Here is an 11,742-nt window from a genome sequence, read left to right on the forward strand (position 1 = left end):
AGTGCACTACTTTCCAGGCGGAGCAGGAGGGATCTTCTGTTCGATCAGGCAGGGCCGGATCAGGAGAAGACGAGTCCTGCTTCCGCCAAGTCCTCGCGGATCGTTTCGATCTCGGCTTCGCCCGGCTCCACGAGGGGCAAACGGACAACCGAGTTGGGCAGGACTCCCTGCCACTTAAGAACTTGCTTCGCAGCAACAGCACCCTGGATATGGGTCATCACTGCACGGACCACTGGGTCCAGTTCGAAATGTATGGTGCGGGCGGTGGCAAAATCGCCTGCAAGTGCGGCATCGATCATCGCACGGAACTGCTTGGTGGCCACGTGCGCCGAGACGCTGACCAGCCCGACGGCGCCGGCCGCCATCCACGGCAGGGTCAGCCCGTCGTCTCCGGAGTAGACATCCAGTTCGGTGTTCGCCATCACGCGCGTGACCGCGGCGAAGTCGGCCTTGGCGTCCTTGAGGGCGATGACGCGGGGGTGGTCCGCGAGCCGGATCATGGTCTCGGGCAGGATCGGCACACCGGCACGGCCCGGGATGTCGTAGACCATGACGGGCAGGTCCGCGGCGTCGGCGACGGCCTCGATGTGGGCCTGGATCCCGGCCTGGCTCGGCTTGTTGTAGTAGGGGGTGACGATCAGCTGGCCGTGCGCGCCGGCCTTGGCGGCCCGCTTGGCCATCTCGATCGAGTGCGAGGTGTGGTTGGTGCCGGTGCCGGCGATGACCTTGGCCCGGTCCCCCACGGCCTCGACGATGACGCGGAACAGCTTTTCCTTTTCGTCATCTTCCAGCGTCGAGGTTTCACCCGTGGTGCCGGAGATTACGAGGGCGTCGTTGCCGTCGTCGACGAGCTTGTTGGCCAGCTCTGCGGACTGCTGATAGTCGACCTCACCGTCGTTGGTGAACGGAGTGACCATGGCGGTCACAAGGGTTCCAAACGTGTAAGAGCGAATGTCAGAGTCAGCCATAGGAAAAACGTTACCTTGTCCGTGGCTTGTTAGGACAATGGCGACGGAGTGATGCGCGTCAAATTCAGCCCTCCCGCGCCGCGTCTGCCGGGGTTCCGGGACGCCCCGGGGGAACGGCGCAGTAGCGGCTCACAGCCTCCTCGCGCAACGCCTCAGCCCAGGCCGAGAGCCGCTGCGCGGCACGGACATAGTGGAACAGCTCCGTAGGGGTGAGCGCCTCGAGGTCGGTCTCGGCGAGCCGGCGGGCCAGTTCGGCGCCGGGCGCCTGGGCGGACAGGGCCGTCCCTTCACGGTGCCACTGGACGTCTTCGGCGGCCTCCCCCGCGACCAGGCGCCGGAAGAGGAAATCCACCACACCCGGGCTCATGGCCTTGAGGACGCCGGTGGTATCTACGGCGCCAGCTGCCTTGAGAGGAGCGGCAGTCTGATGGAAACCGGCCGTTTGGTGGAAACCGGCTGTCTGGTGGAATGCGGCCGTCTGGCGGACTTCGGGGCCCGGCTCTGATGCATTGTTCATGCTGGCCATGTTATTCGAACATATATTCGAATACAAGGACTGCTTTGCCGCTGTACCCGAACAGCCACCCCTGCCGGCGCAGCCCCGGCGACGGGCCGGGGCCGGCGGTACATGAGACGATCAGAAGATGACCTCGCGCGGTATGGCTACGACTTCAAGGACCGCCAGTGCCAAGGCGGCGGCGCCCCGGCTTACCGGCGTCGACGCAGCCCGGGGGCTGGCGCTGCTGGGCATGATGGCGACCCACGTGCTCCCCACCTTCGAAACCGATCCGCAGCTCACCCCGACCTTGGTCGGCCTCACGTTCTCCGGCCGCGCGGCCGCACTCTTTGCCGTGCTCGCGGGGATCGGCCTGGCGCTGTCCACCGGAAAGGAGCGCCCGCTGGAGGGCGCGGAGTTATGGGCGGCCCGCCGCGGCATAGCGCTCCGGGCACTCGTCGTGGGCGCCGTCGGGCTTTCCCTCGGCGGCCTGGAGGTCAACATCGCGGTCATCCTGGTCAACTACGCCCTGCTGTTTCTCTGTGTGCTGCCGTTCGTCGGCCTCCGCGCGAAACGCCTCTGGACCCTGGCGGCGGCCTGGTTGCTGGCAACCCCGGTCCTGGCCTATCTCCTGCGGCCCTGGCTGTTGTCCGCCGAACCGCCCCTCCGGCTCGGCCACAACCCCGGCTGGGAGGATCTGGCCACTCCGGCGCGGCTGCTCGGCGACGTGTTCCTGACCGGGTACTACCCTGTGCTGCAATGGCTCGCCTACCTGCTGATCGGCCTGGCGATCGGTCGGCTGGCGCTGGCCAAGGCGGCCGTTCCCTGGCTGCTGCTGGCCGCCGGAACCATCGCCGCGGTTCTCGCAAAGTGGCTGAGCGTGGTGCTGATGGAGGACTGGGGCGGCCGGGCGGCGCTGCAGGAGAAGGTGGGCGATCCGGCCTATCCGCTGGCGAGCCTGCTGCAGGTGAACCTCGCGGGCATCGACCAGTCTGGTTCCGTCTGGTGGCTGGCGTCGAGCGCCCCGCATTCTGGCACCACGCTGGACCTGCTGCACACCTCTGGGGTCGCCGCCGCGGTGGTGGGTTTCTGCCTGCTGCTGGCACGGCTCGCCGACTGGGTGCAGTTGGACCCGCTGCTCCCGCTCCGCGGCGCCGGCGCCCTGACCCTGAGTCTGTATACGGCGCATGTGTGCCTGATGGCGTCCCTGCACGGACACCCACTACCCGCCGGGTGGAGCACGGAAGGCGTTTACTTGGCCCAGGCGGTCGCCGCGCTGGTCATTGGCGGCGTTTTCGCGGCACAAGCCTGGCGCGGACCGCTGGAATGGGTGGGCCACGCCGCGAACCAGCTGGGCCGCGGCCGCTGGGCACGGTCACGCTAGGCCCGGGAAACGGCTAGCCGCCGTCGTCCGCCGGCCGATAGCGACCCGCCAAGGTCCGCCCGGCTAGGCGCCGGTGTCCGGTGACCCGGCGCGGAAGAGGCGGACGGCGTCGCGCATCGAGGCGCGGGCGCGCTTGCGGTCCCCCGCGGCGTCGTAGGCGCAGCTGAGCCGGAACCAGGAGCGCCAGTCCCCCGGGGCGGCCTCGGCTTCCGCCCGGTATTTCTCGAACTCCAGATCCGCCGCCTCGCGGATGATCCGGCCGGCAGGCGTGCGCGGCAGGGTGTCCTCCGGCAGGCCGCCTTCGGCTTCCAGAATCTTGGCCAGCCGCTCGGTCCGGGCCCCGAACAAGAGCTCCCGTACCAGCGCCCAGGCCCCGACGATCGGCAGCAGCAGATAGGCCAGACCGAGGGCCTTCGCCACCATGTTCGAATCGGAAAGCAGCAGCACCGAGCGCTGCAGGGACACCACCAGGTAGAACACCAGCAGGAGCGTCACCGCGCCCACCCAGATCTTGGTGCGGTTGGCTTTGAAGGACGCCAGGAGGGTGGCCATCAGAGGCCCAGATCCAGGTAGCCGTCCAGGCCTACGGTGAGCCCCGGGTGCGCCGCGACGTTGCGCACCCCCAGCAGGACGCCGGGCATGAAGGAGGCACGGTCGAAGGAGTCGTGGCGGAAGGTCAACTGCTCCCCCGGCCCGCCCAGCAGGACCTCCTGGTGCGCCACGAGGCCGCGCAGCCGGACGCTGTGGACGCGGACGCCGTCGACCTCGCAGCCGCGCGCGCCAGGGCGTTCGCTGGTGGTGGCATCCGGGCTGGACGCGACGCCGGCGCCGGCGCGCTCGGCGGCGATCAGCTGGGCGGTGCGGACGGCGGTGCCGGAGGGGGCGTCCACCTTCTCCGGGTGGTGCAGTTCAATGATTTCAACCGATTCGAAATAGCGGGATGCCTTCGCGGCGAACGCGGACGCCAGGACCGAGCCGAGGGCGAAGTTCGGGGCGATGAGGACGCCAACGCCGGGCTGGCCCGCGAGGTTCGCTTCCAGCCGTGCCAGCCGTTCCGCGTCCCAGCCGGTGGTGCCGACCACGGCGTGCATACCGTGTTCGACGGCGAAGCGGACGTTCGCTTCGGTGCTCTCGGGCACGGTCAGGTCGATCACGATGCGGGCGCCGGAGTCCACCAGGGCGTCGAGGGAGTCACCGCGGCCCAGGGCGGCGACGAGCTTCAAGTCTTCGGCGGTTTCCACGGCTTTGACGGCCTCGGCGCCCATGCGCCCGTTGGCGCCCAGGACGGCGACGGCGAGTTGTTCGGTCATGGCATCAACCCTACCGCCGTGGCGCTTCCCGGCTGGAACCGGGACCCGTGCATTACCCGCCCCGCCCGCGGCTCCTACCCGCCCGCGCCGACCCACTCGACAGTGCCGTCGGCGAAGAATTGTTCCTTCCAGATCGGAACCTGCTCCTTGATCCGGTCCACCAGTTCGGCGCAGACCGCGAAGGCTTGTCCGCGGTGCGCCGCGGAGACGGCGCAGACCAGGGCGGGATCGCCGATCTCCAGCGGGCCGGTCCGGTGCGCGGCCCAGATCCGGACCGGCTGGCCCGGCTGGCCCGCCCCGGCCGCCGACTGCTCGGCGACGAGTTGCGCGACGACGTCGGCCAGCACCTGGTGTGCCGTGGGATGGGCGCTGTAGCTGAGCCGCTGCACGGGCTTGCCGCCGTCGTGGTTGCGGACGACGCCGCTGAAGCTCACCACGGCTCCGGCCGTGTCCGATTCGACCGCCGCGATGGCCTGGTCCACCGAGATGGGCTCGGCGCTGAGGACGGCGTGCACGATTTCAAAGGCGGATTCAGTGTCCATGGCTGCCTTCCAGCTGGTCGCAGAGGTGTCCGATGATCGGGTCCAGCACGCCCAGGCCGTCCATGACGCCCTTCGGGGATCCGGGGAGGTTGACGATGAAGGTGCTGCCGGCGGCGCCGGCGTGGCCGCGGCTCAGCATGGCGGTCGGCGTCTTGGCCGTGCCCGCGCTCCGCAGGCCTTCCATGATGCCGGGGATCTCCCGGTCCAGCAGCGGCAGCGTCTGTTCCGGGGTGGCGTCGGTGGGGCTGAGGCCGGTGCCCCCGCTGGTGATGATGACGGCGGGGTGCTGGGTCAGCAGCGCCCGCAGGGCTGCACCGACGGGCTCGCCGTCGGGAACTACCAGCGCGGGAAACGTCTCGAAGCCGTGTTCGGTCAGCCAGTCGACGATGACGGGGCCGGTGAGATCTTCATAGACCCCGGCCGCGGCGCGGGTGGAGGCGATCACGATGCCGGCCTTCCGGCCGGTGGCTTCGCCGTGGCGGTGCGGTTCGGTGCTGCTCACAGTGTCCAGTCCCCGCTCTTGCCGCCGCTTTTGGCCAGCACCTTGATGTCCGTCAGGACTGCATGCTTGTCCACGGCCTTGATCATGTCGTACACGCTCAGGGCCGCCACGGAGACAGCGGTGAGGGCTTCCATCTCCACCCCGGTCACACCGCGGGTCTTGACCGTGGCGAACACGGTGACGGACTCGGCTGCGAGCTCAAAATCGACAGTCACCTTGGTGATCGGCAGCGGGTGGCAGAGCGGAATCAGGTCCGGGGTCTTCTTGGCAGCCAGGATTCCGGCGACCCGCGCGACGGCCAGCGCATCCCCCTTGGGCAATTCACCTGCACCGAGCAGGGCCAGGACCTCCGCGGTGCTGTTGACGGTGGCGGTGGCGGTGGCCTCCCGCGTGGTCTCGGCCTTGTTGGACACGTCGACCATCTGCGCGGTGCCGTCCTGCCGGAGATGGGTCAGCACGGGCTTGTCTGGGGTATCTGCTTCGTTCACAGCATCCATACTTCCACCTCGTCGCCCTCGGCGAGCGCCGCGGTTCCCACCGGAAGCTGAACGAGGGCATTGGAGTGTGCCAGGGCGTGCACCAGATGGGATCCCGCGCCGCCTTCCAAGCGGACGGTGCCGTCCGCGCCGAGGGTGCCACGCCGGACCTGGTGCTTGGACTCGGGGGAAGTCAGTGCTTCGGCCAGCCGGGCCCGGACCACGGTCCGCGGCGCCGGCGAGCCGAACAGTTCGGCCAGCACGGGCCGCAGGAACATTTCGAAGGAGACGAGGCAGCTCACCGGGTTCCCCGGGAAGCCGAGGACCGGCACGCCCTCGAAGGTGCCGATGCCCTGCGGGCCGCCCGGCTGCATTGCCACGCCGCCGAACTCGACGTCGTGGCCCGCCAGTGCCTGCCGGACCACCTCGTACGCGCCCTTGCTGACTCCCCCGGTGGTAATGATCAGATCCACCTCGGCCGCGTGCCGGCGCAGCAGGGATGCCAGCTCCTCGGGGTTGTCGGCGGAGATGCCGGTGCGGGTGACGTGGAGGCCGGCCTGGCGGAGGGCGGACTCGAGCAAGGTGCCGTTCGCGTCGTAGATCTTGCCGGGCTGCAGCGGGTTGCCCGGTTCCACCACCTCATCGCCGGTCGTCACCAGCAAGACCCTCGGAACGGCGTGCACCGGCACCTGGCTCAGGCCCAACGCGGCCAGCAGTCCCAGCTGGCCGGGGCCCAGGAAGGTTCCGGCGGCCAGGGCTGGCTGCCCGGCGGCAATGTCGCTGCCGGCGTCGCGGACGAAGGTGCCCGCCGGGGTCGCGGGCAGGCGGACGGTGGCGGCTTCCCCGGGGGCGGGGAAGGAATCCGGAACGGCCTGCTCAATGGGCACGACGGCGTCTGCCCCGGCCGGGATCATGGCTCCGGTCATGATGGGCGCGGCTGTGCCGGGGGCCAGTCCGGCGGGCTGTGCGCCGGCCGGGACGGGATCCGCGACGCGCAGTTCGGCGCCGCCGTCGGGCACGTCGGCGCTGCGGATGGCAAAGCCGTCCATCTGCGAGTTGGCGAACGGCGGGAGGTCCAGCGGGGCAGTGATCCCGAGGGCCAGTCCGCGGCCCAGCGCCTCCCGGAGCGGCACGGTGTCGACGCGGGCGGAGAGCGGCGCCAGCAGCGCCCGGACCTTGTCCCGGTGGGCTTCCACGGTTACGGGCCTGTTGGCGGTGCGGCGCATACGTTGTTGACCTTTGGCTCGGCTGGCTAGGACTTCACGTCCACTGTAACGGTGTGGTAGCCGGTGGCCCCGCTGGGCGCCACCGGGGCGCGCTCCTCCGCCTGCGGGACGCCGTCGAGGTCGGTGGCGCGGACCTGCACCTCGTACTGTCCCGGGCCCAGCGGCAGGGAGAGCTTCCACTGGCGCCAGGTGTCTGTGGAGATCGCGGGTGCCAGTTCGGCCTGCTTCCACTCACCACGGTTCACCCGCACTTCCACCTTGCCGATGCCGCGGTGCTGGGCCCAGGCCACGCCGCCGAAGTCCACCGTCCCCGCGTTCACGCTCCGGCCGGCCCGCGGCACGTCGATCCGCGACGATGTCTTGATCGGTCCGCGCTCGCTCCAGCCCCGCGGGGTCCAGTAGGCGACGTCGTCCGCGAACCGGGTGATCTTCAGTTCGGTGACCCACTTGGTCGCCGAGACGTAGCCGTAGAGCCCCGGCACGACGAGCCGGACCGGGAAGCCGTGCTCGAGCGGCAGCGGCTCCCCGTTCATGCCCACCGCCAGCAGTGCGTCCCGGGTGTCCGTGAGCACCTCCAGCGGCGTGCCGGCGGTCCAGCCGTCCGCGCTGCGGGAGAGCACCATGTCCGCTCCCGGTTTCGGCCCGGCCTGCGCCAGCAGTTCCCGGACCGGCCAGCCGAGCCAGCGCGCGTTGCCGATCAGGTCACCGCCCACCTCGTTGGAGACGCAGGCGATGGTGATGTACCGCTCGGTCAGGGGCTTGGCCAGCAGGGTGTCGAAGTCCAGCTCGATCTCGTGGTCCACCAGGCCGGTGACTTTGAGCTTCCATTCGTGCGGATCCACGAGCGGGACACGCAGGGCGGTGTCGATCCGGTAGAAGTCCTTGTTCGGGGTGACCAGGGGGTCCAGTCCCGCCAGGGACAGCTCGGCTCCGGCGGGTATCGGCTGCGCACGGGACGCCGGGCGGGGCAGGACCAGCCTGCCGCGCAGCTCCACGACGGCCGCCGCCGCGCCGCGCAATGTAGAAGCAAGCACCCCGCCCACGCCCGCGATCGCCGCCGTAACCGCAAGGGACTGCAGGAAGCGGCGGCGGGCAGGGCGGCCGGCCGGTTCGCGCCTGGTGACCTCGGCCGGTTCGCCATCTGCGGCGCCTGCCTCAGCGGGGCCTTCCGCTGCGGGGCCTTCCGCTGCGGGGCCGGCGTCGAACCAGTCTTTGAGCCGGCGGATCAGCCAGCGCAGCAGCACCATGCCCAGCGCGGCGGCCAGCAGCGGGACGGGAACGGCATTGGCGCTCCCCTCGGCCCGGGTCAGCACGGCCGCGACGCCCACCAGGCCGAAGACGGCGATCACGGCCAGCCCGGCGAAGCGGCGGCGCCATTCCAGCACCCCGGCCAGTGCGGCCAGCGCCGCGATCACCAGCGCCATCCCGCCGAGCAGGGCCAGCTTGTCGGCCGTGCCGAAGAGCGAGATGGCCCAGTCCTTGACGCCCGGCGGGACGGCGTCGATCACCGCGCCGCCGACCGCCGTGACCGGCGAAACCGAGGGGCTGAGCAGCCCGGCCGCGAGTTCGCCCAGGACGACGCCGGCCCCGACGGCGGCCACCCCGGCAGCGGCGGCCCACCACAGGGTGCGCCACGGGGCGGGCTGCGGCGTTCCGCTGGGGGCCGAAGATGGAACGGCCTGGGACGTGTTCACGCTTCCAGCATAAGTTCGCAGGCGTCAGTTCGTTGGCTCCGGGGCGTGATGCCTGGCCCGCAGTGGCGTAGCCTGACTTTATGAGTGTTCAGCTTGGCATGCCCCAGCCCCGTGCGGAAAGCGGCCCCGGCCCGAACGTACCGGCGCCGCAGCCGGCCGGGCGCCCGGCCGGAATGGCTCCCGGGCTGGTGGACCGGTACGGCCGCCGCGCCACCGACATGCGGCTCTCGCTGACGGACAAATGCAACCTCCGCTGCAGCTACTGCATGCCGGCCGAAGGCCTCGAATGGCTGTCCAAGCAGGCTGTCATGACGGCGGAGGAAATCGTGCGGATTGTGCGGATCGGCGTCGAACAGCTGGGGGTCCGCGAACTCCGGCTCACCGGAGGCGAACCGCTGGTCAGGGCGGACTTGCTGGACATCATTTCGGCCCTTCGCCAGGCGCACCCGGACCTGCCGATCTCGATGACCACGAACGCCGTCGGGCTGGACAAGAAGGCCGCCGGGCTGAAGGCAGCCGGGCTGACCCGGATCAACGTCTCCCTGGACTCGCTGCACGAGGAAACCTTCACCCAGCTGACCCGGCGTCCTTTCCTGGGCCGAGTCCTCGCCGGTGTCGACGCCGCCTGGGCCGCCGGACTGGGGCCCGTGAAGCTCAACGCCGTGCTGATGCGCGGCATCAACGACGCCGAGTCCCCCGCGCTGCTCGCCTGGGCCCTGGGCCGCGGCTACGAACTGCGGTTCATCGAACAGATGCCGCTCGACGCCGACCACGGCTGGACCCGCCGGAACATGATCACGGCCGCGGAGATCCGGGACCTGCTCTCCGTCGACTACGTGCTCAGCGCCGATCCGCGGGAGCGCGACGGTGCCCCGGCCGAGCGATTCGAAGTCCGCGCCCGCGTGCCGGGCACGGACCAGGCCACCGGCCCGGTGCTGGGCACCGTGGGGATCATCGCCTCGGTCACCGAACCGTTCTGCGCGGACTGCCGCCGCACCCGGATCACCGCGGAGGGCAAGATCATGAGCTGCCTCTTCTCGCGCGAGGAGACCGACCTGCTGGGGCTGCTGCGCGGCGGTGCCAGCGACGCACAGCTCGCCGAGCGCTGGCAGGATGCCATGTGGCTCAAGCCCAAGGCCCACGGCATGGACCACGTCGGACTGGACGCCCCGGACTTCGTCCAGCCGGACCGCAGCATGAGCGCCATCGGAGGCTGAACCACCCGTGAACGTACGCTACTTCGCTGCCGCGCGCGCTGCCGCCGGCATGGACGAGGAAAAGTTCGAGCTGCCCGACGGCGCCACGCTGGCCACCCTGGTCGAGGCGGTCCTCGCCGTCGAACGCCCAGAACCGCCCGCCGGCACGCCGCCGCTGGCACGCATCCTCTCCCGCTCCAGCTTCCTGCTCAACGAGGTGGCTGTCCGCAATACTGCCGCCGTCCTGGGCCCGGACGACGTCGTCGACGTGCTGCCGCCCTTCGCCGGCGGCTAGGCGCGCCCCACCTGGTCATCACTGTCCGTCAGCTGCTGCCGCGGCCGGAGGCGACACGGCCGCCGCTCCAAGGGCCAGCCCCAGCAGGGCGCCCCGGCTCCGTACACCGCAGGCCAAGAAGAGTGCCTTGAAAAGGTCCTGCACGGTATAGGGGCGGATCTGCAGTGCGGCTGCCAGCTCGGAGGTACTGAGGCCGCCCGCGGAGAGCCCCAGCAGCCGGTGCTGCTGCGGCGTCAGGGCAAAGCAGCGCGCGAACGCTTCCAGCCGGTCCGCCGCCGGGCATTCCTGGATGGTCACCGCGAGCGAAGGCGTTGCCCCCGTCCCGGGGTCCATCCGGGTGGAGCGCAAAAGAGCCCAGCCGCCGCGCCCCACCGGTACGCGGGACATCGCCGGGTGGTCGTCCACTCCGGCTTCCTCCGCCAGGAGTTGGGCGGCGACATTCAGGACCTCGGCGGGGATCCCTTCGTAGGGCCGGGGCCCGCGCTGCAGCAGCCCCAGCCAGTCGGCGGCCGAAGCCGTCTGGCCCCGCACGGCGAGCCGCTCGTCGAGGACGAGCACGGCCTGGGGCGGCAAGGGCTTAGCGACGCCCGCCCGGGCCGCGGCACCGACGTCGACGCCCTGCCGCCATTGTGCCGCCCGGCTCCGCCGCAGGCCTGCTGCCACCAGCGGAGCCGCCGTGGCCAGGAAATCGGTCTCCGGCTCTGAAAACGCGCCTTCATCGTCTCCACGCCACAAGTCGAGCCAGCCCCAGCACCCTTGTTTATCGGCGAATACCACGGACAGCACGTCCGTCACGCCGTAGCGCCTCAGTAGCCCATTCCAGAGCCGGCTCCGCGCCGGCTGCCCTCCCGTGGCCAGCAGCAGGGTCGTCGCCGGCCGGCGCTGACGCATTAAGGAGGTCCATCGGGCATCCGCCGTCAGGTATTTAAGCCGGATCAGTTCGGGCAGTTCTTCCGGGCAGGGAATCCTGGCCATCGGCGAGATACCGGTGGCCGACTCCGGGTCTGACAAGGGCCAGGCATAGGCGCTGAATGGTACAGTCCTTCCGAGTTCAGCCAGTAATCCCCGGCGCAGCTCATGGTCATCCAGCACGTCCCGGCAGAGGTTGCCGATGCGTTCCAGACTCCGGCTCAGCGCCCAGCTGGTGGTCATGACATCAGTATGTACCTTGGGCATCGCCTTCTGAATCGACCGGCTCAAGGGCGCTCCGGACCCCGGCGCGGCCCTGGCGGCCTCCCAGATATCTGGGATACCGCGGGCCGGCCCGCGGCTCCTACCGTGGAATATCCCGCAGCCACAGAAGAGACGTTAGGAGGACTCGAGATGTACACCTTGCAGATTGAGCACAAGATCAAGGATTTCGACTTGTGGAAGACAGCGTTCGACCGTGACCCCGTCAACCGGACGGAGGCGGGGGTTACCGCGCACCGCATCAGCCGGCCGGTGGACGATCCGCAGTATGTAGTGGTGGAGCTCGATTTCGGGCAGCGGGTCCAGGCGGAAGCCCTGCTCGCCAGCTTGCAGGAACGTGTCTGGAATTCGCCCGCTGCGGCCCCGGCACTGCAGGGGACTCCAACAACCCGGATCCTCGAGTCCGCCGGCTGAGGCGGCTGCCGCCCTTCGCCGGCGGCTAGGCGTCGTCCACAGGCTCCC

At 70.1% G+C, this 11,742-nt stretch carries 14 protein-coding genes; 4 read left to right on the plus strand and 10 right to left on the minus strand.

What is annotated here, in order from left to right; genetic code table 11:
* Window positions 1-59: 59 nt before the first annotated feature.
* Window positions 60-968, minus strand: a complete 909-nt coding sequence (dapA, locus tag AC1DBL_RS16110) for a 4-hydroxy-tetrahydrodipicolinate synthase (protein ID WP_441419397.1) — start codon at window positions 966-968, stop codon at window positions 60-62.
* Window positions 969-1,032: 64 nt separating this feature from the next.
* Entirely contained in the window at window positions 1,033-1,485 is a 453-nt protein-coding gene (locus AC1DBL_RS16115) for a hypothetical protein (RefSeq protein ID WP_441419396.1), read from the minus strand.
* Window positions 1,486-1,612: 127 nt separating this feature from the next.
* On the opposite strand from AC1DBL_RS16115, the gene AC1DBL_RS16120 reads away from it, so the two are divergent.
* The gene (locus tag AC1DBL_RS16120; RefSeq protein ID WP_441419395.1) at window positions 1,613-2,848 is read left to right on the plus strand and encodes a heparan-alpha-glucosaminide N-acetyltransferase domain-containing protein; all 1,236 of its coding nucleotides are present in this window, start codon (window positions 1,613-1,615) and stop codon (window positions 2,846-2,848) included.
* 63 nt (window positions 2,849-2,911) lie between these two features.
* Here the strand turns inward: AC1DBL_RS16120 and AC1DBL_RS16125 are convergent, their stop codons facing one another.
* From AC1DBL_RS16125 to AC1DBL_RS16155, 7 genes are all read right to left on the minus strand, one after another.
* Window positions 2,912-3,400, minus strand: coding sequence for a hypothetical protein (locus AC1DBL_RS16125; protein WP_441419394.1), 489 nt, complete (start codon window positions 3,398-3,400; stop codon window positions 2,912-2,914).
* The gene (dapB, locus tag AC1DBL_RS16130; protein ID WP_441419393.1) at window positions 3,400-4,158 is read right to left on the minus strand and encodes a 4-hydroxy-tetrahydrodipicolinate reductase; all 759 of its coding nucleotides are present in this window, start codon (window positions 4,156-4,158) and stop codon (window positions 3,400-3,402) included. The genes AC1DBL_RS16125 and dapB overlap by 1 nt, the downstream gene beginning before the upstream one ends.
* A gap of 74 nt (window positions 4,159-4,232) precedes the next feature.
* Window positions 4,233-4,700: a molybdenum cofactor biosynthesis protein MoaE gene (locus tag AC1DBL_RS16135; RefSeq protein WP_441419392.1), complete on the minus strand. Its 468-nt coding sequence runs from the start codon at window positions 4,698-4,700 to the stop codon at window positions 4,233-4,235.
* The gene (locus AC1DBL_RS16140) at window positions 4,690-5,202 is read right to left on the minus strand and encodes a MogA/MoaB family molybdenum cofactor biosynthesis protein (RefSeq protein WP_441419391.1); all 513 of its coding nucleotides are present in this window, start codon (window positions 5,200-5,202) and stop codon (window positions 4,690-4,692) included. Before AC1DBL_RS16140 ends, AC1DBL_RS16135 begins: the two co-directional genes overlap by 11 nt.
* The gene (gene moaC / locus AC1DBL_RS16145) at window positions 5,199-5,699 is read right to left on the minus strand and encodes a cyclic pyranopterin monophosphate synthase MoaC (RefSeq protein ID WP_441419390.1); all 501 of its coding nucleotides are present in this window, start codon (window positions 5,697-5,699) and stop codon (window positions 5,199-5,201) included. The genes AC1DBL_RS16140 and moaC overlap by 4 nt, the downstream gene beginning before the upstream one ends.
* Window positions 5,687-6,904, minus strand: a complete 1,218-nt coding sequence (locus tag AC1DBL_RS16150) for a molybdopterin molybdotransferase MoeA (protein WP_476909759.1) — start codon at window positions 6,902-6,904, stop codon at window positions 5,687-5,689. The genes moaC and AC1DBL_RS16150 overlap by 13 nt, the downstream gene beginning before the upstream one ends.
* Before the next feature lie 26 nt (window positions 6,905-6,930).
* A complete protein-coding gene (locus AC1DBL_RS16155) occupies window positions 6,931-8,529 on the minus strand; it encodes a molybdopterin-dependent oxidoreductase (protein WP_476926478.1) in 1,599 nt (532 codons plus the stop codon).
* Window positions 8,530-8,678: 149 nt separating this feature from the next.
* On the opposite strand from AC1DBL_RS16155, the gene moaA reads away from it, so the two are divergent.
* Both moaA and AC1DBL_RS16165 read left to right on the plus strand, forming a co-directional pair.
* On the plus strand, window positions 8,679-9,815 hold the full coding sequence (gene moaA / locus AC1DBL_RS16160) for a GTP 3',8-cyclase MoaA (protein ID WP_441419388.1): 1,137 nt from the start codon (window positions 8,679-8,681) through the stop codon (window positions 9,813-9,815).
* A gap of 7 nt (window positions 9,816-9,822) precedes the next feature.
* Window positions 9,823-10,089, plus strand: coding sequence for a MoaD/ThiS family protein (locus AC1DBL_RS16165; RefSeq protein ID WP_441419387.1), 267 nt, complete (start codon window positions 9,823-9,825; stop codon window positions 10,087-10,089).
* Window positions 10,090-10,107: 18 nt separating this feature from the next.
* Here the strand turns inward: AC1DBL_RS16165 and AC1DBL_RS16170 are convergent, their stop codons facing one another.
* The gene (locus AC1DBL_RS16170; protein WP_476926467.1) at window positions 10,108-11,241 is read right to left on the minus strand and encodes a helix-turn-helix transcriptional regulator; all 1,134 of its coding nucleotides are present in this window, start codon (window positions 11,239-11,241) and stop codon (window positions 10,108-10,110) included.
* A 171-nt stretch (window positions 11,242-11,412) separates the two neighbouring features.
* Here AC1DBL_RS16170 and AC1DBL_RS16175 point away from each other — a divergent pair, with 171 nt between their 5' ends.
* Window positions 11,413-11,694: a hypothetical protein gene (locus AC1DBL_RS16175; RefSeq protein ID WP_476926468.1), complete on the plus strand. Its 282-nt coding sequence runs from the start codon at window positions 11,413-11,415 to the stop codon at window positions 11,692-11,694.
* Window positions 11,695-11,742 lie beyond the last annotated feature (48 nt).

This window comes from Arthrobacter sp. 10T44 (assembly GCF_056393885.1).